Here is a 23156-nt window from a genome sequence, read left to right as displayed (position 1 = left end):
CATGTCGGTTGCGGGCAAGCATAACTGATTATTTGATTTCGTACCAATTCATGAGGCGTGCCGGCAAGCTGCATTGCCGGGCATGCGCGGCCAGAGGATTTCTGAGCAGGCGCGCTGTATTTCCGTTCCGCTCGAAGAATATTCCCAATATCACCTGCCAAGGCAATGGCACGGCAATTCTGGGACAAAATAGCCATCCGCCGTTGCACGGCAACGTCATTCAAACCCACTGCTTGCAAAGCCATTCATCATGCCCAGTCTTCAGCCATTTTTACAGCACATCCAGGCCCGCAACCCAGACCAGCCGGAATACTTGCAGGCGGTAAGCGAGGTCATCGCCAGCCTGGAGCCCTTTTTACAGCAGCATCCGCGTTATACCGAGCACTCTTTGCTGGAGCGACTGGTCGAACCGGAGCGCATCGTGATGTTCCGGGTCTGCTGGAGCGACGACCATGGGCGGGTGCAAGTGAATCGTGGCTACCGGATCCAGCACAGCATGGCCATTGGCCCTTACAAGGGTGGTATCCGCTTTCATCCTTCAGTGAATCTCTCGGTGCTGAAGTTTCTGGCATTTGAGCAAACCCTGAAAAACGCCTTGACCACCCTGCCGATGGGTGGGGCCAAGGGTGGAGCCGACTTCGACCCCAAGGGCAAGAGCCCGGCCGAGGTGATGCGTTTCTGTCAGGCCTTTGCCAGCGAACTGCAACGCCATATCGGTGCCGATACCGATGTGCCGGCGGGTGATATCGGTGTCGGTGGCCGCGAGGTGGGTTATATGGCCGGCATGGTGAAGAAGCTGAACAATCGTGCGGACTGCGTGTTTACCGGCAAGGGGCTGAGTTATGGCGGCTCGCTGATGCGCCCGGAAGCCACCGGCTTTGGCACGGTTTATTTCGCCCAGGAAATGCTGCAGACGCGCGGCCTGTCGCTGGAGGGTTTGCGCATCAGCGTGTCTGGCTCCGGCAATGTGGCGCAATATGCGGTGGCCAAGGCGATGGAGCTGGGCGCCAGGGTGCTGACAGTGTCCGACTCCAGCGGCACGGTCATTGACGAGGCCGGTTTTACCCCGGAGAAACTGGCTGAGTTGATGGAGGTGAAAAACCATTTGTATGGTCGGGTCAGCGACTATGCGGCCCGCGTGGGGCTACCGTTTCATGCCGGCATCCGCCCCTGGTCCGTGCCGGTGGATGTTGCCCTGCCCTGCGCCACCCAGAATGAACTGGATGCCGCTGATGCGCGCCAGTTGATTGCCAATGGCGTGTGCTGCGTGGCAGAGGGGGCAAACATGCCTTCCACGCTGGAAGCCGTGCGGCTGTTTGAGGAGGCTGGCGTGCTGTATGCCCCGGGCAAGGCCAGCAATGCCGGCGGCGTGGCCACCTCCGGCCTGGAGATGAGCCAGAACGCCGCGCGGTTGAACTGGAGTCATGGCGAGGTGGATGCGCGCCTGCACTCCATCATGCAGGGCATTCACCAGGCTTGCCTGGCCCACGGCCGCGGGCCGGATGGCCGCCACAGCTATGTGCGCGGTGCCAATATCGCCGGCTTTGTCAAAGTGGCGGATGCCATGCTGGCGCAAGGGGTGTTGTAACACAGGGGTGGTCGGTGGCAGCGCCTGCGGTGATAATGCAGCATTCCGCTCCATCGATTTCCCCTTATGCGTTTCCTGTTCCTGTTGCTGATTCTGCATGCATCCCTGGCCGCTGCCGATGAAGTCCCGCCTCATTTGCAGCTGGCCCGTCAACTGCTGGAGGAAGTCAGTCCGGCACGTAATAGTTACCAGCACAATGGCTGGGTGCGCTGGAAGGGAGATTGGGGACTGTTTGGCCGAGTCAGTGAGCCGGAAGTCAAGACCGACTGCAGTGGCCTGATCGATGCCCTGTTCGAGCGCCTCAACAGTCAGGCACTGACTGCCGTGCAGCATGGCCACTGGAAGGCTTATCCCAAGGCAGAAAACTATTACGAGGCCATCGCCGCCAGTCAGGGCTTTATCCGGCGCGCAGGAATCGGGCAGGTGCAGCCGGGCGATATCTTTGCTGCCAAGTACCAGAATGAAAAAGACACCGGCCATGTGATGATCATCAACGCCCTGCCACAGTTATTGAACCCGCAACAAAAGCCGCAAATCGATGGCACTGTGCAGTGGGCTGTGGAAGTGATCGATTCATCGGGCCCCCATTGGAAAGGCGACACCCGCTACCGCGAGGATGGCAGCCAGCAAACAGGTATTGGGCGCGGCACCATCCGACTCTACACCTTGCCGGATGGCAGTCTGGCCGGCTGGGCCTGGTCGCTGGGGCCGGGCAGCCACTATCGCGATCACGACCAACTGGCCATCGGGCAACCACGCTACCAGTAACCTTGCCGCTTTACTCCGCCACGGACTGGATGGCCGCCACCGCCATGTGCGCGCTGCCAATAATGCAGCGTCATCCACCATCGACCGTGCTGCGCCATGGCCTAGCTATTGCTGCTGCAGATTCCACAGGCTGATTCCTCAGCCGGAGCCATGTCAAAACCAATCAGCCTATCGATAACTAAGCGTGAATGTTGCTTTGCCATTGGCTGTCCCGGCGGCAATGCTGCCTGTCCTTATATAATTTGCCGAAAGGGGAATGCTGAAAATGCCATTCATTGCCGATCCGGCAAACCATTGACCGGTATTGCCGGCGCTAGTGGAGTCCGGTCCGTAACTGATCAATTTCCCATTATTTTGAATCTGAATCCCCAGCCCCTTCGCGGTGGAATCAGCGCTCAATGAAAGAGTATTGCTGATGTTGGATGGGTTGCTTAAGTCGGTCAGTGTAATGTAAACCCTGGTATTGGAGCCGGCACTCCCTCCGCCACAGTTCAAGGTTAAATTAAAAGGCAAGGGCGGCGTGGTGCTACCTATTCCCGCGAAAGACGCGGCACTGTGACTACCAAAATTGACCGTCATTGAGGAAGTGGCCGGTGTGCAAGTCGGAACCACAGGCTGTACCACCACTGCACCTGCCCAGTTGATTGTCACAACCTGGGTGGCATAATTTTCAACCCATATGCCAGCGACTTCTCCGCTCAGGGTGCCGCCGGCCGTGATGGGCCCGGTCTTGATCAAGGCAAAGGGGATATTGAATGCGGAGTAAGTAATGGTTGGATTACTCCCCCGGTCCGGAGGGAGCACCGGCCAAAAACTGCCAGCAGGGCCAATGCGGATGCCGATTCCGTCAATGCTGGTTGGATAGGTGTTGTAGGTCGCATTATAGGCGCCGTAGGTGCTCACCCCTTGATAGACGGATTTTCTCACCCCGCCAGGACAATTCACGGTTCCAACACCATTTACATTCAGGGTCTGAGTGTAAAGAACGGTGCCAATGGCTACCGTGGGATTAAAACTGGGAGGGGTGTAATTGGAAAGTGTAAAAGTCAGAATCTTTCCTGGGCCAGCACTGGTGGTGCAGGCTGCATATGCAAAGTCAGTAAAAAAGATTGCCAGTAAATACAATAGCATTTTTATTGTTTTATACACAGTGCACCCTCTTTCACTGTAAAAATTTCAACAATAAATGTAGCTATCGTGCAATTCAATCAAACAATGCCCTTGAATATCCAAGGAAATTTCTTAATTACGATGCCTTACTCCGCCGCCGCCCAGTGCTGCAGATAAATCTGCAACTCCTTGCGCCCCTGCCATTCATTCGCCACCAGCTGGTAGACGGCATTGATATTGTCCGGCAGCCAGTCCACCTGATTGAACAGCATGGCGTCAAATTCCTGCCCCTGTTTGGCAATGCGCAGCTTCAGATGCTTGTCTCCCACCACGCGCTGGCTCATCACGGCAAAGCGGTCGTAAAAATACGGAACCGGAAAGCCCTGTCCCCAGACCTCGGCCGCCAGTTCTTCGGCAAAGGGCAGATGTAGCTCGCGCGCATCCAGTCCGCCATCGGTCTCGATGGTACGGGTCAGCTGGTTTTCATCCAGCAGTTCACGCGCCACCTGTTCGAAGGCCTGCTGAAATTCGCCAAAACGTGCTTCTGTCAGTGTCATGCCAGCTGCCATGGCATGGCCACCGAATTTGAGGATCAGGCCGGGATGGCGCTTGTACACCAGGTCCAGCGCATCGCGCAGATGAAAGCCGGGAATGGAGCGGCCCGAACCCTTGATTTCCCCTTCGTCGCCGGGGGCGAACACAATGGAGGGGCGATGGAAGCGTTCCTTCAGGCGCGAGGCCACAATGCCCACCACCCCTTGATGCCAGTCGTCACGGTACAAGGTGAGCGTGTAGCGGTCGGCCGGATCAATGCTGGCCAGCACGGCCAGCGCTTCGTCCTGCATGCCGTGTTCGATTACACGGCGCTCGCGGTTAAGCCGGTCCAGCTCCTGCGCCAGCGTCATGGCCTGGCTTTCATTGCCAGCCAGCAGGCAGGCAATGCCCAGACTCATGTCATCCAGTCGCCCGGCGGCATTCAGCCGTGGCCCCAGGGTAAAGCCCAAATCAAAGGTGTTGGCCTTGTAGTGGGCGCGGCCGGCAATGCGAAATAGCGCGGCAATGCCCGGTGCCATGCGGCCGGCGCGCATGCGACGCAGGCCGTTTTCCACCAGGATGCGGTTGTTCTGATCCAGCCTGACCACATCAGCCACCGTGCCCAGCGCCACATAGTCGAGCAGTTCACCCAGATTCGGCTCGGTCTTGCCGGCGTATACGCCGCGCTGGCGTTGCTCGGCACGCAAGGCCATCAAGACATAGAACATCACCCCCACCCCGGCCAGATTCTTGGAGGGAAATTCGCAGCCGGGCTGGTTGGGATTGACGATCAGCGCCTGCGGCAGCGTGTCGCCCGGCAGGTGATGGTCGGTAATCAATACTTCGATGCCCAGTGCACGCGCCCGCTCTACCCCGGCCACGCTGGCAATGCCGTTGTCCACGGTGACGATGATGTCGGGCTGGCTTTGCGCGGCCAGTTCGACAATTTCCGGCGTCAGGCCGTAGCCGTACTCAAAGCGGTTAGGCACGATGAAGTCCACCTTGCCGCCCAGCATGGACAGGCCCTTGACCGCGACCGAGCAGGCGGTGGCACCATCGGCATCGTAATCGGCCACCACCAGCATGCGCTGGCCGCTGGCGATGGCGTCGGCCAGCCGTCGGGCCATGGCCTGGATGTTTTTCATTTGCTGATAAGGCAGCAAGGCCTTGAGGGTGTAGTCCAGCTCGTCGCTGCCGGCAATGCCGCGGGCGGCATACAGACGTGCCATCAGTGGGCTCAGCCCCTGGGCGACCAGGGCGGAATGGGCGTGCGCAGAGACACTGCGGGTAACAATGCGTGACATGGCGTTCTCAGTACAGGGCAGCCGGCGCTTGCGGCCGTTGCCAGAATTTCCACAGTGCAGGGCGGGAAACGGTTAACTCGAACCCGGCCGGGCCGTGACTCAGCAGTCGCAGCTGTTGCAGCTGCCCCTGCTTGAGCAGTTGCAGCAAGGGCGCGAACCAGTCCAGCTCCATGCGTTGCAGTTGTTCACGCCAGCCCCAGGCGTCGCGGTACTGGGCCGCGGCCAGCAAGGCATCTTGTACCAGCAGCACATGCTCGCTCTTGCCGGCAGCCGCCAGCAAGCCTTCGCAAGCGTATGGGGCCGCGTCGCAGGGAAGTCCGGCTGCCGTCGCCTGCAGTTGCAGCAGCTCATCATCGGCCAGAACAAGATCCGGCCGCTCCACGGCGCTACCCCGCCCTGCCTCGACGGCATCGCCCCACAGCCAGACGCTATTGACCGCCAGTTCACCACGTGCCTCGCGCTCATCATTCAGTGGGTGGATGTACAGCAGCATCTGCATCTCGTTGAGCAGGCGGCTCCAGTGCAGTCCACGCTCACCGGCGGGAAGATGTTCGTTGACGTTTTCGCCCACGGCATCGGGCAGTGGGGTAAAGCTGGCGCGGCTGGCCTCTGGCAGTTGCAGCAGCCAGCGGCCTGGTTGCAGCGCATGGAATTGCAGTCCGTCTTCGGCAAAGTGCTGATTCAGGCTGAGCAGCAAGGCGTCCGCTTCGTGCTGGGAGATGCTCATCACGCCGACATCAGCCAGCAGGGCACGGTCACGGTCGATGCGCACATGCACCGGATCGGCCAGCAGCCAGTGGCCGGCACCCAGTCCGGCGCGTTGCGCCAGCTGGCTGGCGATGCTGGCGCCAGGCATGCCCAGCGGCTGTTGATAGAGTTGGCTCAAGGTACTGGTCAGGGGGCGGCGGCTTCCGCGTCCCAGCAGGATGGACAAGGCAGGCAGCGCCAGTCCGCGACAAACTTCGGCCCCGTCATGGGCATCCAGCCAGCTCAGGCCGGGCATCAGCAGTGTCAGCTTCATTGATTGAGGTACAGGCAGGTGGCGGGCAGGTTTTCTGCCCGCACAGCACTCGGCAGCACGGCCAAGTCCTTCATTGAATGGATGGTTTTCGGAACTTATGACAGCCCGATCCAACCAAGTTGGTCGGGCGCACTGCCACTTGTCACAAACCCTGTATTTTCCCGGAAGCACGCATGGCGTCCACCAAAGCATGAATTATCGCAAACTGCTGCAGTTACCGCAAAATTGTACCCGCCGCCTGATCAATCACCACTTGAGCTGGCTTGGCCTCGCCGCCAGCCTGCCCCTGTTTGGCATGGTCACGGCCTTTGCCGTGGCACCGGGTGATCCGCATGCAGCCGCCGCACTGCGCCAGCGCATGGTCACCGAAAAGCTGGCCTTGCCAGCCTTTACCCCGCCAGCCACTGCAACACGCTACTGGCGTAGTGAAACGGTGAATCGTGGCGACACCATCGCCAGGGTCCTGAACCGGCTGGGCGTGCGCGATAGCGAGGCACGGCGTTTTCTTTATTCCAGCCCCTTGTCACGCGACCTGCTCAAGCTGAACACCGGCGCCACGCTGGCGGTGGAAACCAGCGATGAGGGCGAGTTGTACGCCCTGCGTTTTCTGAATGATGACGAAAACGGCGAAAAAGTGCTGGTAGCCATCGCCAAGCAGGGTGATCAATGGCAGGCCAGTGCCGACCCGCTGACCACAGAAAGCATCGACAGCTTGCGCTCCATCACCATTCGCCGCAGTGCCCCGCGTGAGTTGCAGGCGGCGGGCGTGCCGCGCGAAGTGGTGGCGCAGCTGGCGGACATCTTTGCCGACCGGTTTGCGCTGGACAGCCTGCAGCCCGGCGACCGCATCCAGTTGGTATTCGAAAGCCTGATCCACAACGGCAGCCCCATTGCCAATGGCAATGTCCTGGCCGCTGAAATCAGCCGTGGCGGCCAATGGCATCGCGCCTTTTATTTTGCCCATGACAGTGAAAGTGGCGCCTACTACGACGCGGCCGGCCGACCGGTCAAAAAGGGGTTCAGCCAGCAGCCGGTGGCGAACTACCGCATCAGTTCGGGCTTTGGCACCCGCTATCATCCGCTGCTGCACTCGCTGCGCATGCACCAGGGCGTGGATTACGCCGCCGCACCGGGGACCCCCATTGTTGCGCCGGCCGATGGCGTGATCAGTGCCGCAGAAACGCAGAATGGCTATGGCAAAGTCATCACCCTGAGACATAATGCCAAGCTGAGCACGCTGTATGCGCACATGCAGCGTTTTGCCCCCGGCGTGAAGACGGGCAAGCCGGTCAGGGCCGGTGATGTGCTGGGCTATGTCGGCAGCAGTGGGCGCGTTACCGGGCCGCATCTGCACTTCGAGGTAAAACTCAATGGCCAGGCCGTCGATCCAGCCACCGCCGCCCTGCCCGCCCCCGGCCTGACTGATGCCCAGCGCGTGGCTTTTGCCCAACTCAGCCGCCAGCTGAGTGACAAGCTGGCGTTATTGCGCGACACGCCGGGAATGATTGCACAACTGGATTGATGGAAAGACCGAAGCAGATGACGGAGCGCTATATCGGACTGATGTCCGGCACCAGCCTTGACGGTGTGGACGCGGTATTGCTGAGCATGGATGCGCAGGGCCGTCCTTGCGTCGAGGCCGACAGCTTTCTTGCCTTTCCGCTGGAAATCCGCCAGCAGGTACTGCAACTGCAGCCGGTGGGCGACAATGAGCTGGATCGTGCCGCACGCCTGGGCAATGAGCTGGCCCGGCTCTATGCCGAAGTGGTGGCGCAGCTTTTGTCCGGGCAGCAGCTCCCTCCTTCGGCCATTACGGCCATCGGCTGCCATGGCCAGACCATCCGCCACGCCCCACATGCCGGCTACACGCTGCAGATCGGCAATCACGCGCTGCTGGCCGAGCTATCCGGCATTGATGTCATCGGCGATTTTCGCAGCCGTGACCTTGCCGCCGGTGGTCATGGCGCACCACTGGTGCCGGCCTTTCACCAGCACGTTTTTGCCAGTGATGCGGAAAATCGCGTCATCCTGAATATCGGCGGCATCAGCAATCTGACCCGCCTGAGCCGGGGTGCGCCGGTCATCGGTTTCGACTGTGGTCCTGGCAATATGCTGCTGGATGCCTGGTGCCAGCATCATACCGGAGCCAGCTTCGACGCCAATGGCGAATGGGCGGCCAGTGGCAAGCTGCATGCACCGCTGTTGCAACAGCTGCTGAATGAGCCATTTTTCCGGCTGCCACCACCGAAAAGTACCGGGCGCGACCTGTTCGATCTTGCCTGGCTGCAAACCCAACTGGCATTGCAGCCCGCCATTGCCGCGGCGGATGTGCAGCACACCCTGCTGCAACTGACCGCCCACAGCATTGCCGATGCAATCGACCGCCATTGCCCTGACACCGCCAGCGTCTATGTCTGCGGCGGTGGCGCGCTGAATGGTGCGCTGATGCGGGCCTTGCAGCAGCGACTGCCGCAGCAGGTGATCCGCAGCACTGCCGCACTGGGTTTGCCGGTGCATCAGGTGGAAGCCGCTGCCTTTGCCTGGCTGGCCTGGAGTTTCTGCCAGCGCCAGCCAGCCAATCTGCCAGACGTGACCGGTGCCAGCGGGCCAAGGGTGCTGGGGGCACTCTATCCGCGCTGAACCGGCGCGCCGGCCGGCGGCCTGACAACGCCAGCCACTCCGAATGGCCTTGTCAGGCTATAATCAGCCACTGTCATAGCCCATAACGAGAAAAATGCGACTTTTCAAAAGAAAGGCCGTCGTCAAGAACAGTCAAACGCCATTACCGCCCAAGCTTGCCAGCCTGCTGCGCGAAGCCTGGTGGCTGCTGATGGCCGTTGCTGCGGTCTACCTGGTGCTGGTGCTGGCCAGCTATTCCGCACAAGACCCTTCCTGGTCACATAGCTCTTCCGATCCCACCGTGCGCAACTACGGCGGTGCTTTTGGCGCATGGCTGTCCGACATGCTGCTGTATGTATTCGGTCTGTCAGCCTGGTGGCTGGTGGTGTTCTGCCTGGTCGCTATCGCCTGGGGCTACCGCCGCATGGAAACACTGGGCTTTCGCCTCAATCCGATGACCCTGGCCGCCATGGGCGGTTTCTTCCTGCTGCTGCTGTCCAGTTCCAGCGTGGAAGGCATTGTGCTGGCCAGCAAACAGCTGAACCTGCCGCTGACTGCCGGCGGCATGCTGGGACACTGGCTGGGCAAGGCACTGGCGCACGGCCTGGGCCAGTCCGGCGCCTACCTGCTGCTGTCCGTGACCGGCGCCATTGGCTTTTCCCTGTTCACCGGTCTGTCCTGGCTGGACATCATGGAAAGAATCGGCGGCGCGCTGGAAGATGGCGTGCTCAAGCTGTGGCATGGCTGGCAGGCGCGCAAGGACCGGGAAATCGGCCGCGAGACTGCCCAGCAGCGCGAGGCCAAGGTCAATACCGAAAAGAAAAAACAGGAAGACAAGACCCCGGTCCGCATCGAGGCCACGCTGGCTGAAGTGCCGCTATCGCCCAAGGTGCAAAAACCGGTACAGCAGTCGCTGTTTGCCGATCCGGACCGTGGCGAGCTGCCCGGACTGAGCCTGCTGGAAGCGCCCAAGGACCAGCACGAGCCGGTATCCGCCGAAACCGTGGAATACACCTCGCGCCTGATCGAGCGCAAGCTGGCCGACTTTGGCGTGGATGTCAAAGTGATTGCCGCCTACCCTGGCCCGGTAATCACCCGCTATGAAATCGAGCCGGCCGTCGGCGTCAAGGGTGCGCAAATCGTCAATCTGATGAAGGACCTGGCGCGCGCCCTGTCGCTGGTTTCGGTGCGGGTGGTGGAAACCATCCCCGGCAAGACCTATATGGGTCTGGAGCTGCCCAATCCGAAACGGCAGATCGTGCGGCTGTCGGAAATCATCGGCTCCGATGGCTATCAGAACATGACATCACGCCTGGCCATTGCCGTGGGCAAGGATATCGCCGGCCAGCCCGTAACGGTGGATCTGGCCAAGATGCCGCATGTGCTGGTGGCCGGTACGACCGGCTCCGGCAAATCCGTGGCCATCAATGCCATGATCCTGTCGCTGCTGTACAAGTCCACCGCGCGTGAAGTGCGCCTGATCATGGTCGATCCGAAAATGCTGGAATTGTCGGTTTATGAAGGCATTCCGCATCTGCTGGCGCCGGTGGTCACCGACATGAAACAGGCTGCCAATGCCCTTAACTGGTGCGTTGGCGAAATGGAGCGGCGCTATCGCCTGATGTCCAAGCTGGGCGTGCGCAATCTGGCCGGTTACAACCAGAAGATCAAGGATGCCGACAAGGCGGGCGAGAAAATCCCCAATCCCTTCAGTCTGACCCCGGAAACCCCGGAGCCGCTGGATACCCTGCCCCTGATTGTGGTGGTGATCGACGAGCTGGCCGACCTGATGATGGTTGCCGGCAAGAAAATCGAAGAACTCATCGCCCGTCTGGCGCAGAAGGCCCGCGCCGCCGGCATTCATCTGATTCTGGCCACCCAGCGGCCATCGGTGGACGTGATTACCGGTCTGATCAAGGCCAATATTCCGACACGGATTGCCTTCCAGGTTTCCAGCAAGATCGACAGTCGCACCATTCTCGACCAGATGGGCGCCGAGGCCCTGCTGGGCCAGGGTGACATGCTCTATCTGCCGCCTGGCTCCGGCTACCCCAATCGGGTGCATGGCGCCTTTGTCGCCGATGACGAAGTGCACCATGTGGTGGAATTCCTCAAGACCACCGGCGAACCCGACTACATTGAAGGCATACTCAGCGGCCAGAGCGAGGCGGATGAGGGTGCGGCCGCCAGCGGTGGCGATGTCGATGGCAGCGGCGAGTCCGACCCGCTGTACGATGAAGCGGTTGCCATCGTGGTCAAAACCCGCAAGGCGTCGATTTCTTCGGTGCAGCGGCATTTGCGCATAGGCTACAACCGCGCCGCCCGCCTGATCGAACAAATGGAAAGTGCAGGCCTGGTTTCCGCCATGGAAACCAATGGCAACCGCACGGTACTGGCGCCGGCACGCGAAGACTAAGCCGGCACGCCAGCCCTGCAGCAGTTCAACTCGGCCACCGGCTATCCTGCCGGTGGCGCAACCCAGCATCGGTAGCGAGAAACCCATGTCCGGATACCTTCCAGAGCCCCCCTTCAGCCACGACTCTTCCGCCAAGACCGGCGTTTTGCTGATCAACCTGGGTACGCCAACAGCGCCCACCGGTCAGGCGGTACGCCCTTATCTCAAGCAATTCCTGTCGGATACCCGGGTCATCGAAATTCCCAGGGCCGTGTGGTGGCTGATCCTGAATGGCATCATCCTGAATGTGCGCCCGAAAAAATCTGCCGAAAAATACGCCAGCATCTGGAGCAAGGATGGCTCGCCACTGCTGGTGAATACCCGCAAACAGACCAGCCTGCTCAAGGGCTTACTCGGCGAGCAAGGCATGCGCAATGTCGTGGTCGACTACGCCATGCGCTATGGCCAGCCCTCGGTCGAAACCGTCATTCAGAACATGCGCGCCCAGGGCGTGGACAAGCTGCTGGTGTTGCCGCTGTACCCGCAATATGCCGGCTCATCCAGTGCCACGGCGCTGGATGATGTATTCCGCGTGCTGATGAAGCTGCGCAACATGCCCGAACTGCGCACGGTACGCCACTTTCATGATGATCCTGGCTATATCGATGCACTGGTGCAGCAAGTGCAGGCGCACTGGCGGCAGCATGGCCGAGCAGAAAAATTGCTGATGAGTTTTCACGGCGTGCCTCGCTTCACCCTGGACAAGGGCGACCCCTATCACTGCGAATGCCTGAAAACCGGCCGCTTGCTGGCCGAACGATTGGGCCTGGGCAAGGAGCACTATGTGGTGAGCTTCCAGAGCCGTTTTGGCCGGGCCGAATGGCTGCAACCCTATACCAGTGCCACGCTGGAGCAATTGGGCCGGGCCGGCACCAAGAGCCTGGATGTGATTTGCCCCGGCTTCGTATCCGACTGCCTGGAAACGCTGGAAGAAATTGCCATGGAAGGCAAACACAGCTTTCAGAGCAGCGGCGGCGGAGAATTTCGCTACATTCCCTGCCTGAATGACAAGCCGCAATGGATTGCTGCGCTGGCCGGCATTGTGGGGAAAAATCTTCAAGGCTGGCAGGAAGTTATAGAACAAGATACTGCCCAGCGCCAGCAGCGCGCACAGTCGCTTGGGGCCAGCCGTTGACATGCGCAAAAATAAATTTTAAACGTCCGAATAAACCCCGTTGACACTCGCGCAAACTGCTCCCCATAATCAGCGCAGCTGGTAGCCATTCCAAAAGAATGGCCTGAATCAGTAATGGGCAAGGTCTGAATTTCAATCAGACTGCCCGCAGAGATCGCCAAGTCTACATAGATAAGATCAGGGGAAATAAAATATGAATAAGTATGCTCGTCTGAGCCTCATCGCTGCTGCCGCCATGACCCTGGCTGCCTGCGGCAAACAAGAGCAACCGGCTGCTGGTGCTGCTTCCGCTCCCGCAGCTGCCGCCAGCACCGGCGGCGACGTGACCGTGAAGATCGGTCAGGTATCCCCGATGTCCGGCCCGATCTCGCATCTGGGCAAAGACAACGAATTTGGCGCCAAGCTGGCCATCGAAGACCTGAACGCCGAAGGCGTTGAGATCGGCGGCAAGAAAGTCAAGTTCGAACTGGTTTCCGAGGATGACCAGGGCGATCCGAAAATCGGCACCCAGGTTGCCCAGCGCCTGGTTGATGCTGGCGTGGTCGGCGTAGTCGGCCACCTGAACTCCGGCACCACCATCCCGGCCTCCAAGATCTACTCCGACGCCGGCCTGCCGCAGATTTCACCGTCCGCCACCAACCCGGACTACACCAAGCAAGGCTTCAAGACCACCTTCCGCGTGATCGCCAACGACGTGCAGCAAGGCACGGCGCTGGGTCAGTTCGCTGCTGACGGCCTGAAAGCCAAGAAGGTCGCCATCATCGACGACCGTACCGCTTACGGCCAGGGTCTGGCAGACGAGTTTGAAAAAGCCGTCAAGGCCAAGGGTGTGGATGTGGTTAAGCGTGAATTCACCACCAACACCGCAACCGACTTCAATGCCATTCTGACCTCCATCAAGGCCACCAAGCCGGATGTCATCTTCTACGGCGGCATGGACGCACAAGCCGGCCCGCTGGCCAAGCAGATGAACCGCCTGGGCATCAAGGCCAAGCTGATGGGTGGCGACGGCTGGCAGACTCCGGAATTCATCAAGCTGGCCGGCGAGGCTTCCGAAGGTCAGTACTCCTCCAGCTGCGGCGTTCCGCGCGACAAGATGCCAGGTTTTGCTGCCTTCAACGACAAGTTCAAGGCCAAGTTCAACACCGAAGTGCAAATCTACGCTCCGTATGAGTACGATGCCGTACGCGTACTGGTTGACGCCATGAAGCGCGCCAAGTCCACCGATCCCAAGGTATACCTGCCGGAAGTGGGCAAGACCGACTACACCGGCGTAACCGGCAAGATCACCTTTGACGACAAGGGCGACATCAAGAATGGTGCCGTTACCGTGTACCAGGTCAAGGGCGGCAAGTGGGAAGTGGTTTCCACTGTCGGCGGCGCACCTGCTGCTGCCAGCGCAGCACAGTAAGCCCTCTCGCCTTACCGGAAAAGCGCAGCTCAGGCTGCGCTTTTTTTATGCTTCCCGCCAAAGACTAGCCCTCCATTTTGACGGCAAGCTGATCTGGATCAGCCGCAAAGGTTGACGAAATGCTGCAGAACAACAAAAATGTCCGGGTCAGTGGCGTCGATTGTATCCAGTCCATGCCATCAACAGACCCCACCACCCCCGGGGTGTGCTGACATGAAATGCCAAAAGCTTTCGTGGCGAATGACCCTTATCCAATTCTAATTAGACCAGGGCATTTCCATGTATCTCCCGCGTATTACCCTTATCACCGCTGCCGTACTGGCACTGGCCGCCTGCAGCAAGCAGGATGCAGCCGCTCCGCAACAAAACGCATCGGCCGGCGCAGCCGCCAGCGATGCAGTCATCGTCAAGATCGGCTCTGCCAATCCGCTGACCGGCCCGTTCGCCCACTGGGGCCGCGATGCCGACAATGGCGTGAAGCTGGCAGCCGAAGAAGCCACGGCAGAAAACCTCAAGCTGGACGGCAAGCCGGTCAAGTTTGAAGTCGTGTCCGAAGACGACCAGGCCGACCCGAAAACCGCTACCCAGGTAGCGCAGCGTTTCGTCGACAACAAGGTTGCCGGTGTAATCGGCCACCTGACCTCCGGCGCGGCGATTCCGGCCTCCAAAATCTACTCCGACGCTGGCATTCCGATGATTGCCGGTTCGGTGACCAGCCCCAAGTTCACCGAGCAAGGCTTCAAGAACACCTTCCGCATCATTGCCAATGACCAGCAGCAGGGACAGGCGCTGGCCAAATTTGCCGTGGGCGACCTGAAGCGTACGCGTATTGCCATCATCGATGACCGCACCACCTACGGCCAGGGTCTGGCCGATGACTTCGCCAAATCGGTGGAAGCTGCAGGTGGCAAGGTGATCAAGCGTGAATTCACCACCAATAGCGCCACCGACTTCATGGCCATCCTCACCTCGATCAAGGGCGAAAAGCCGGATCTGGTGTTCTACGGCGGCATGGATGCCCAGGCTGGCCCGATGGTGAAGCAGATGCGCAAACTGGGCATCACGGCTGACTTCATGGGCGCCGACGGCGTGAATACTGCCGAATTCGGCAAGCTGGGCGGCAAGGATGCCGATGGCAGCTACGCTTCCAGCGCTGGCGCTCCCAAGGAAAGCATGCCGGGCTTTGCTGCCTTCAACGACAAGTTCAAGAAGCGCTTCAATGCCGAAATCCAGGCTTACGCACCGTACACCTACGATGCCACCCGCGTGATGATCGAAGCCATGAAGCGTGCCGGCTCGGCCGACCCGGCCAAGTACCTGCCGGAAGTGGCCAAGACCAAGCTGCAAGGCGTGACCGGTGAAATCGCCTTCGACCCCAAGGGCAATATCATGAATGGTACGGTTTCCCTGTATCAGCTCAAGAATGGCAAGTGGGAATCGGTAGCCAAGCCGGCCGCAGCAGCAGCCAGTGCAGCGCAATAAGCATTTGCGTGATCGCCAAAGAAAAACGGCAGCCAAAAGCTGCCGTTTTTCATGCAGAGCACCAGCTCAGTCGCGAAAGCTGGCGGCCTGGCGTGTCATCATGGCCATGCCGGCCTGCTGGATGTCTTCTGACAGCAGCATGGCGGCATTCCAGGTGGCCACATGATTCAGGCTGTCGGCCACGCTGTGGTCACGCGCGTAGTTAAGCATTTCCTTGCTGCCCCGCACCGCCAGCGGTGACTTGGACGCCATCAGCCGTGCGCTTTCCAGTGCTGCGGCCAGCACGCTGTCGGCATCCGGCAACACCCGGTTGACCAGGCGGATGGCCAGCGCCTCTTCGGCGCCCACATCGCGTCCGGTCAGCGCCATTTCCCGTGCCACGCCCTGCCCGACCACATCGGGCAAGCGCTGCAGTGTCCCCACATCGGCCACCATGCCGATGTCCACTTCACGCACGCCAAATACCGCATCGGCTGCGGCAAAGCGAAAATCAGCCGCCAGCGCAATATCCAGCCCGCCCCCCAGACAAGCACCATGAATGGCGGCCACCACCGGCTTGCGACAGTTCTCCAGGCTGGAGACGGTGTCCTGTAGCTGCAAAATGAGCCGCCGCAGCTTTTCGCGTTTGCGGCCTTCGCAATCATCCGCGATCACCGACTGGATGCCCATCAGCATGGCCAGATCGATGCCGGAGCAAAAATGCCGGCCCTGCCCGGCCAGCACCACCGCTCGCACGGTCGGCTCGGCATCCGCCCACTCCATCACCGCTTGCAATTCCAGCCACATGGCCTGGTTCAGCGCATTGGCCTTGTCGGCGCGATTGAAGCGCACCAGTGCCACCTTGTCCTGCTGTTCGACGCTAAAGGTCTGCCATTGCATCGCCTGCTCCTTATTGCGGCCGTTTCTTGGGAATCCACGCCCACACCATCTCGCACTGAATGGGCGATTCGCCAGACTCATCGGTTACCGTCACTTCAACCAGGGTTTCACCCTTGTCAATATGGTACAGGTCGCGAATCTGTGCATCGCTCAAGGTGGCCACGGCCCGCATATCACCCTGGGAGCGCTTGGTGTAATTCACTTTCATCGATTTGAGCAGCATCAGCTTGTCATCCGGCACATTCATCCCCACCACGAAGCCGCTGGCGGTTTCTGCCAGCAAGGCCATGGCAGCCGCATGCACACCCTTGATATGGTTCTGCACCTTGCGCTGATTGCGGATGGATACTGTCAGCCGGGTATGCCCCACTTGTTCGAAGCGCAGGCCGGAAGTGGCCAGAAACGGCACCAGGCGGCCAAACAACAGGGAAAGCACCCTGCTGCGCAGGCCAGGCGGTAGTTTCCCCACCTTGTCAGCGATGCGGCTCATGCTGTTTTTCTGATAGTCCATGCGTGTTAGCCCTCTTTGTTATGTCATGGAAGTGGTGTGGCCAGGCCCAGCAAGGCCCGGATTTGAAGCTTCAGTGCCGGCAATACCGACTGATCGGTACGCGCCAGCTGCAGTCCGCCCTGCAGGGCGGCCAGCATCAGCAAGCCCATGGCCTCGGCCGTGCCGGCGTAGTGCATGCTGCCATCGTCCCTCCCCGCCGCGGCGATGCGTACCGCCCAGTCGCGCATCTCGTCGACAAAGGCATTGGCCTCTGCCTGCATTTCGGCGGGCAGCGTCTGGTATTCGGTGGTCAGGATGCCACTGGGGCAAATCTGCTGGTCCTGCTCGAAGTAGGCATCGGTCAGGGTGAAATAGCGTTCCAGTTGCTGCTGCGGAGCCAGCGTGTGCTGGGCATCGACAAAGCGCTGGAAACGACGGCGATAACGCTGGATCAGCGCCACCCCCAGGTCGCTCTTTTTCGGGAAGTGATAGTGGATGGCGGCATTGCGCACTCCCAGTTCCGAGCTGATGTGCTGGTAGCTGAAAGCATTGAAGCCGCGCGTCAGCAACAGCTGCTCGGCAATGTCGAGAATGCGTTTGCTGGTATCGTTCTTGGCGTCGGCGGCAGGTTTCATGCGGAAACTCTACTTACTGGTTAGTAAGGTGTCAATCGAATACCCCTGAAAGCTGGACAGGCTTAGCGTATCAGTTATGATGGAAGGCATTTGGCCAACCCTGAGACCGGACCTTTTCCGATGCGACTCAAATTCAGCAAGATGCATGGCCTGGGCAATGATTTTATGGTGATAGACGGCGTCAGACAGACCGTTTCACTGGATACCGACAGAATCCGCCAGCTCGGCAACCGCCACTTTGGCATCGGCTTCGACCAGCTGCTGCTGGTGGAGTCTCCCCACGCAGAAAACAACGACTTCCGCTACCGGATTTTCAATAACGATGGCAGCGAAGTGGAGCAATGCGGCAATGGTGCGCGCTGTTTCGCCAAATTCGTTTGCGACCAGAAACTGACCAACAAAAAGGCCATCCGGGTGGAAACCGCCAAGGGCGTGATCATTCCGGAATACCTTGGCCAGAACCAGGCAGTGGTCGACATGGGCGTGCCACGCTTCCGTCCGGTAGACATTCCCTTTGTCGCCGAAGGCGAAGCCATTACCTATCCGCTGGACATCGCCGATTACAGCTGCGACATCAGCGTGGTATCGATGGGGAACCCGCACGCCGTTCAGGTGGTCGATAGTGTCGATACTGCACCGGTACAGCAACTGGGCGCCCTGATTGAAACCCACCACCGTTTCCCGGAAAGAGTCAACGCCGGCTTCATGCAAATCGTGTCACGGCAGGAAATCCGCTTGCGCGTGTTCGAACGTGGCGCCGGCGAAACCCTGGCCTGCGGCACCGGTGCCTGTGCCGCTGTGGTCGCCGGCATTCGCCGTGGCCTGCTGGATGCCAAAGTGCTGGTGCATACCCGCGGTGGCGACCTGCAGATCGAATGGCATGGCGAAGGCCAGCCGGTACGCATGACCGGCCCGGCCATGACCGTTTTCCAGGGTGAAATCGAAGTCTGAGCTGCCGGACCACCCCCCAAGAAAAGGATGTGATTGATGCATAGCGACGAGGTATTGGCTTACCTGGAGAATCATCCGGACTTCCTGCAACATCATGCCGACCGCTTCGGGCTGCGCGCTGCTGCCGCACAGCAGGACCGCGTGGTGGTGTCGCTGGCTGACCGGCAGATGCTGGAGCTGAAAGACCGCAACCGTCAGCTGGAAGCGCGCCTGCATCAACTCATCCGCCACGGCGAGGCCAACGACCAGATCATCCACAGCGCACACCGTCTGTCCTTGACGCTGCAGCGCTGCCTCACCCTGCAACAGGTGGCCGACGGACTGGCCAGCTGTTTTCAGCAGGATTTCGCGCTGGAACGCATGGCCTTGCGCCTGTGGCATCCGGCTGCCGAGGCTTCCCCGTTGTTCAATGCCCGCCATGAAGTGCAGGCATTGGCGCGCAATCTGTCCGCCCCCTACTGCGGGCCATATGTCAACGACGAGGTACTGGGCTGGTTCCCGGCCACGCCGGTGCTGCAGTCCTTCAGCCAGATCCCGCTGACCGATGCCAGTGGCGCGGCCTTTGGCCTGCTGGTGCTGGCCAGTGACGACGCCCAGCGCTTTACCTTCGACATGCACACCCATTATCTGGCCCAGATGGGTGAGCTCATTTCAGCAGCATTGCTGCGGGTACTGGGACAGGCATGACGGCAACGCTGGGCGGCTGGATCCTGATTCTCCTGCTGGTAAGTTACTACCTGCACATTCTCTGGCGGCAGATCGCGGCACGCAGCCCGGTGGCCATCACGGCCTTCGTGGCGGGCTATTTCATGCTGGCCGCACTGTTCCGTCACGCTGAACCCTACCCCGTGCTGCGGCCGGTCTGGCTGCCCTTTATTTACTGCTATGTCTGGCTGGCCTTCAGCGCCGCCATCTGGCTGCTGGCCACGGCCAGGGCTTCGCGACGCGGACTGCGTTTTCCCGGCGAGCCGCCGCTGATCAGCGCCCTGCTCTGTTCGCAGCTGACACTGAGCCTGGGCACCCTGCTGCTGTCGCCGCTGCTGGACTGGCGCCCGATGGCCGCCTACGTCATGCTGCCTCCGGTGATGGTGGTGCTCAGCTATCTGCTATACCGGCTGTTTGCCGTTGTGCTGCAGCGTAATGGCGGTAATCAGCTCAGCTGGGGCCTGCTGCTGGCCAGCACCTTGCTGTCGCCGCTGCTCAGCATGCTGCTGGGGGCCTGGCTGGCTCCCTATCTACTGGGCTGGACCTGATACACACCGGCCAGCTCATAAAAAAACCGGCCCATGGCCGGTTTTTCCTTTCAACCTGCCGCTCAGGCCAGGCTGCGCCCCAGCGCAGCGGCCAGAGGCGCCAGCTCATCCAGCAACTGCCGGAAGGCTTGTGGATTGAGCGCCTGTTCGCCATCGCACCAGGCATTGGCCGGGTCCGGGTGTATGTCCAGCATCAGCCCATCCGCACCTGCCGCGATGGCCGCCTTGGCCAGGGAGGACACCATCCATGCCTTGCCGCCGGCATGGCTGGGATCGACGATGACGGGCAAATGGGTTTCACGCTTCAATACCGGGATGGATGACAAATCCAGCATATTGCGATAGCTCGGCTCAAAGCTGCGCACACCGCGTTCACAGAAAATGATGTTGTGGTTGCCACCTGCGGCGATGTGCTCGGCCGCCATCAGCCACTCGGTGAGGGTGGCGGCCGGGCCGCGCTTGAGAATCACCGGCTTGTTGATCCGCCCCACTTCCTTGAGCAGTCCGACATTCTGCATATTGCGTGCGCCGATCTCGATCATGTCGACATCCAGCTCGAGAAAGGTTTCCAGCATGCGCACGTCCAGCAGCTCGCTCACCATGGGCAGGCCATGGCGGCGTGACTCCTGGCGCAATTGCTCCAGCCCGGCCACACCGATGCCAGGGAAGGCATAGGGACTGGTACGCGGCTTGAAGGCGCCACCGCGCAGCAGGCGGCAGGCCCCAGCCTTCACCAGTTCCGCGCACTGTGCCATCTGTTCGGCAGTTTCCACGGCAGCTGGTCCGGCAATGATCTGGATGGCCTGGCCGCCAAAAGCCTGGCCGCGCACCTGCACCACGCTGTCTGCCGGATGCACCTCGCGCGAGACAATGCGGTAATCCTTCACCACCCGCATGGCGCGCTCCACGCCGGGCATCAGCTCGAAGGCATCCGGGCTGAACACCCGCTCGTCACCGACGGCGCCGATGATGGTGCGCTCGGTGCCGCGCGAAACATGTTCACTCAATCCGGCGGCGCGAATCTTGTCTACTACCGCCTGGATGTATTCATCAGGGGCGTGGTGCTTCATCACAATAATCATGCTGAGTTCCTGCAAGGGAAGATCCGGCCTGTCACTGCAGGCGCAGACGGAACCTGACGGTTTGACTGCCCGATTCTACCAGAACGCTGCGGCCTGCCGGCGGCCGGCTATTTGCGCAAATGCTGCCATTGACGCGACAGGCGGCGTCCCAGCCGCATCCATACCGCCGGTCGTCTGTTGCGCAGCTGTTGGCGCAAGGCTTGCACGGCCTGCCAGTAGCGCGAGGCGGCCAGTCGTTCAAACACATAAGCCTTGAAGCGCAGGAAAGCCTGATAACTGCGAGCAAACCACGCCACCTGCAGCAGCTGGTCACGGGTCAGCTCGAACAGGCGCGCCGCAATGGCGGTGCCCACTACCTTGGCCAGCAGGATCACCAGCAAGCCAAGCAAGGCATGGCCACGGCCGATCAGCAACACCGCCATCAGTTTCACCGGCAACAGGCCCAGCACCGGCAGCAAAAACAGGCTGAGGGCGATGGCTGGCCGTCGACTGGCAATCCAGCGTTCGGCCTGGCGCAGCAGCGGCAACCGGCCCAGTCTGGCCACTATCGCCGCCAGCTCGTCCCAGGCGAATTCCTCAAAGGCGATAAGCAGTGCTGCCAGCAGCACCAGCGGGCCGCTCACGATGCGCTTCACGCGCCAGGCAATGGTTTTACTGCGACTGTCGCACATGGTGGGCTTTATGAATGACGATGCCTTGCAGGTGGGGTCAGGTATGGGCCAGATCAAGCCACTTGGCGGTGTGGCGCGGCTGATAACTGCGCATGGCATCCAGCAGTGTGAGGATGTCGGGCGAGTGGCTGAACAATTCCATATTGCTGGCCGGGACAAATCCTTCGGCCACGGCATGCCGGGTCAGCGCCAGCAGCGGCTGGTAAAAGCCGGCCACATCCAGCAGCCCTACCGGCTTGTCATGTACCGATAACTGGGCCCAGGTGAGGATTTCAAACAGCTCGTCAAATGTGCCAAAGCCACCGGGCAGTGCCACAAAGCCATCCGCCAGCTCGGCCATCATGGCCTTGCGCTGGTGCATGGTGTCGGTGACATGCAGCTCGGTCAGGCCCAGATGGGCCACTTCCTTGGCCTTGAGGAATTCCGGAATCACGCCGATGACCTTGCCACCGGCAGCCAGTGCGGCATCGGCCGCCACGCCCATCAGGCCGACCTTGCCTGCGCCATACACCAGGGTAATGCCCTGCTCGGCCAGCGTGCGGCCAAAATCAGCGGCGGCGGCGATGTATTCCGGGCGCTGGCCCTTGTTGGAACCGCAAAACAGACAAACGGACTTCATCTTTACACTTCCTCAAAAAAGCTGCAGCCGGGTGGATGCTCCAGCCCGGCTGCGCATGGCATGTCGATCAGCTTACAAAACGGCTTGCGGATAGGAACCCAATACCTTGACGAAGGATGTGCGCTCCGCCAGCCCGGCCAGCGCGGTAGCGACATTGGCATCGTCGTGATGCCCTTCCATGTCGATAAAGAATACATAGTCCCACAGGCCGGCGCGCGATGGCCGTGATTCGAACTTGGTCATGGAGACGCCATTGTCGGCTACCGGTGCCAGCAACTGGTGCACCGCGCCCGGACGATTGGGGGCGGCCACCACGATGGAGGTCTTGTCCTGCCCGGTGGCACCCACCTGCTGATGGCCCAGCACCAGGAAGCGGGTAGTGTTGTTGGGTTCGTCTTCGATGTTTTCCGCCAGCTTGACCAGGCCATAGCGCTCGGCCGCCGCCTGACCGGCAATCGCCGCCGCCTGGACATCTTCGCTGGCCAGGCGTGCTGCCTCGGCATTGCTGGCCACCGACACGCGCTCCACACTGTCCGGCAGGTTCTTGTTCAGCCATTCGTGACACTGCGCCAAAGCCTGGGCATGGGCATAGACGCGGCTAATGCCGGCCATCCCCTCCTGCTTGCGCAGCAGGTGGTGATGAATGCGCAGCACCACTTCACCGCAGATGCGCAAGGGACTGCTGACCATCAAGTCCAGCGTGCGCCCAACCGCGCCTTCGGTGCTGTTCTCCACCGGGGCCACCACATAATCCAGCGCGCGCGATTCCACCAGGCGGAAGGCTTCGTCCACCGAGGCGCAAGCCACGGTATGTGCGGCATGACCAAAATGTTTGGTGGCGGCCAGCTGGGTAAACGTACCCTCCGGACCAAGATAGGCAATGGACAGCGGCTTTTCCAGCGCCAGGCATTCCGACATCACCTCACGGAACAGCCGCGCCACGCTTTCATTTGGCAGCGGGCCGGGGTTGAGCTGCTGGATGCGGCGCAGTACCTGCGCTTCGCGTTCCGGGCGGTAGATGATGCCGCCGCCCTTGATTTCGCCGATCTCGCGGGCGTGATTGGCGCGGCTATTCAGCAGATTGAGAATTTCCACATCGATGGCATCGATGGCGTCGCGGTGTTGCTTCAGCAGTTCTTCTGACACGTA

21 protein-coding genes are annotated in these 23156 nt (G+C 60.6%); 11 read left to right on the top strand and 10 right to left on the bottom strand.

The genetic code is table 11. The annotated features are described in order from the left end of the window. Window positions 1–250: 250 nt before the first annotated feature. Window positions 251–1588, top strand: a complete 1338-nt coding sequence (gdhA, locus tag JHD64_RS06780) for an NADP-specific glutamate dehydrogenase (protein WP_199052699.1) — start codon at window positions 251–253, stop codon at window positions 1586–1588. 66 nt (window positions 1589–1654) lie between these two features. Further along, entirely contained in the window at window positions 1655–2356 is a 702-nt protein-coding gene (locus JHD64_RS06775) for a hypothetical protein (RefSeq protein ID WP_199052697.1), read from the top strand. A 168-nt stretch (window positions 2357–2524) separates the two neighbouring features. Here JHD64_RS06775 and JHD64_RS22210 read toward each other — a convergent pair whose 3' ends face one another. The 3 genes from JHD64_RS22210 to JHD64_RS06760 all read right to left on the bottom strand — a co-directional run bounded on the left by JHD64_RS22210 (window position 2525) and on the right by JHD64_RS06760 (window position 6325). Further along, on the bottom strand, window positions 2525–3505 hold the full coding sequence (locus JHD64_RS22210; protein WP_199052696.1) for a fimbrial protein: 981 nt from the start codon (window positions 3503–3505) through the stop codon (window positions 2525–2527). Between the two features lie 107 nt (window positions 3506–3612). Next, a complete protein-coding gene (recJ, locus tag JHD64_RS06765) occupies window positions 3613–5304 on the bottom strand; it encodes a single-stranded-DNA-specific exonuclease RecJ (RefSeq protein ID WP_199052694.1) in 1692 nt (563 codons plus the stop codon). A 7-nt stretch (window positions 5305–5311) separates the two neighbouring features. Further along, window positions 5312–6325 carry a hypothetical protein gene (locus JHD64_RS06760; protein WP_199052693.1) on the bottom strand — a complete coding sequence of 338 codons (1014 nt, stop codon included), beginning with the start codon at window positions 6323–6325 and terminating at the stop codon, window positions 5312–5314. 190 nt (window positions 6326–6515) lie between these two features. Here JHD64_RS06760 and JHD64_RS06755 point away from each other — a divergent pair, with 190 nt between their 5' ends. From JHD64_RS06755 to JHD64_RS06730, 6 genes are all read left to right on the top strand, one after another. Then, on the top strand, window positions 6516–7847 hold the full coding sequence (locus JHD64_RS06755) for a M23 family metallopeptidase (protein WP_199052692.1): 1332 nt from the start codon (window positions 6516–6518) through the stop codon (window positions 7845–7847). A gap of 17 nt (window positions 7848–7864) precedes the next feature. Continuing rightward, window positions 7865–8965, top strand: coding sequence for an anhydro-N-acetylmuramic acid kinase (locus JHD64_RS06750; RefSeq protein WP_059285699.1), 1101 nt, complete (start codon window positions 7865–7867; stop codon window positions 8963–8965). A 94-nt stretch (window positions 8966–9059) separates the two neighbouring features. Further along, on the top strand, window positions 9060–11360 hold the full coding sequence (locus JHD64_RS06745) for a DNA translocase FtsK (RefSeq protein ID WP_199052690.1): 2301 nt from the start codon (window positions 9060–9062) through the stop codon (window positions 11358–11360). Window positions 11361–11445: 85 nt separating this feature from the next. Then, complete coding sequence (gene hemH, locus JHD64_RS06740; RefSeq protein ID WP_199052685.1) at window positions 11446–12534, top strand: ferrochelatase; 1089 nt, start codon at window positions 11446–11448, stop codon at window positions 12532–12534. Between the two features lie 193 nt (window positions 12535–12727). Then, the gene (locus JHD64_RS06735) at window positions 12728–13945 is read left to right on the top strand and encodes a branched-chain amino acid ABC transporter substrate-binding protein (protein ID WP_059285688.1); all 1218 of its coding nucleotides are present in this window, start codon (window positions 12728–12730) and stop codon (window positions 13943–13945) included. A gap of 279 nt (window positions 13946–14224) precedes the next feature. Beyond that, the gene (locus JHD64_RS06730; RefSeq protein ID WP_059285687.1) at window positions 14225–15427 is read left to right on the top strand and encodes a branched-chain amino acid ABC transporter substrate-binding protein; all 1203 of its coding nucleotides are present in this window, start codon (window positions 14225–14227) and stop codon (window positions 15425–15427) included. Between the two features lie 66 nt (window positions 15428–15493). Here JHD64_RS06730 and JHD64_RS06725 read toward each other — a convergent pair whose 3' ends face one another. From JHD64_RS06725 to JHD64_RS06715, 3 genes are read right to left on the bottom strand one after another with little or no spacing between them, the layout of a single operon-like run. After that, window positions 15494–16306, bottom strand: coding sequence for a crotonase/enoyl-CoA hydratase family protein (locus tag JHD64_RS06725; protein WP_199052684.1), 813 nt, complete (start codon window positions 16304–16306; stop codon window positions 15494–15496). Window positions 16307–16316: 10 nt separating this feature from the next. Further along, entirely contained in the window at window positions 16317–16796 is a 480-nt protein-coding gene (locus tag JHD64_RS06720) for a DUF4442 domain-containing protein (RefSeq protein ID WP_233170370.1), read from the bottom strand. A gap of 44 nt (window positions 16797–16840) precedes the next feature. Then, window positions 16841–17431, bottom strand: a complete 591-nt coding sequence (locus JHD64_RS06715; protein ID WP_199052683.1) for a TetR/AcrR family transcriptional regulator — start codon at window positions 17429–17431, stop codon at window positions 16841–16843. A gap of 120 nt (window positions 17432–17551) precedes the next feature. Between JHD64_RS06715 and dapF the strand changes: the two genes are divergently transcribed. From dapF to JHD64_RS06700, 3 genes are read left to right on the top strand one after another with little or no spacing between them, the layout of a single operon-like run. After that, window positions 17552–18382, top strand: coding sequence for a diaminopimelate epimerase (gene dapF, locus JHD64_RS06710; RefSeq protein ID WP_199052682.1), 831 nt, complete (start codon window positions 17552–17554; stop codon window positions 18380–18382). Window positions 18383–18418: 36 nt separating this feature from the next. Beyond that, on the top strand, window positions 18419–19069 hold the full coding sequence (locus JHD64_RS06705) for a DUF484 family protein (protein WP_059285682.1): 651 nt from the start codon (window positions 18419–18421) through the stop codon (window positions 19067–19069). Beyond that, complete coding sequence (locus tag JHD64_RS06700; protein ID WP_199052680.1) at window positions 19066–19635, top strand: hypothetical protein; 570 nt, start codon at window positions 19066–19068, stop codon at window positions 19633–19635. The genes JHD64_RS06705 and JHD64_RS06700 overlap by 4 nt, the downstream gene beginning before the upstream one ends. A 62-nt stretch (window positions 19636–19697) precedes the next feature. On the opposite strand, the gene aroF is transcribed toward JHD64_RS06700, so the two are convergent. The 4 genes from aroF to pheA all read right to left on the bottom strand — a co-directional run bounded on the left by aroF (window position 19698) and on the right by pheA (window position 23153). Further along, window positions 19698–20717: a 3-deoxy-7-phosphoheptulonate synthase gene (gene aroF, locus JHD64_RS06695; RefSeq protein ID WP_199052679.1), complete on the bottom strand. Its 1020-nt coding sequence runs from the start codon at window positions 20715–20717 to the stop codon at window positions 19698–19700. A 107-nt stretch (window positions 20718–20824) separates the two neighbouring features. Beyond that, the gene (locus JHD64_RS06690; RefSeq protein WP_059285680.1) at window positions 20825–21388 is read right to left on the bottom strand and encodes a hypothetical protein; all 564 of its coding nucleotides are present in this window, start codon (window positions 21386–21388) and stop codon (window positions 20825–20827) included. A gap of 37 nt (window positions 21389–21425) precedes the next feature. Beyond that, entirely contained in the window at window positions 21426–22007 is a 582-nt protein-coding gene (locus tag JHD64_RS06685; RefSeq protein WP_199052677.1) for a TIGR00730 family Rossman fold protein, read from the bottom strand. Between the two features lie 72 nt (window positions 22008–22079). Further along, window positions 22080–23153: a prephenate dehydratase gene (gene pheA, locus JHD64_RS06680; RefSeq protein ID WP_059285678.1), complete on the bottom strand. Its 1074-nt coding sequence runs from the start codon at window positions 23151–23153 to the stop codon at window positions 22080–22082. Window positions 23154–23156: the final 3 nt, after the last annotated feature.

Origin of the sequence: Aquitalea sp. ASV15 (assembly GCF_016429115.1) — a bacterium.
Classification (GTDB): domain Bacteria; phylum Pseudomonadota; class Gammaproteobacteria; order Burkholderiales; family Chromobacteriaceae; genus Aquitalea; species Aquitalea magnusonii.
Note: the sequence above shows the minus strand (reverse complement) of the source record. Positions and strands in the feature narration are given on the sequence as shown.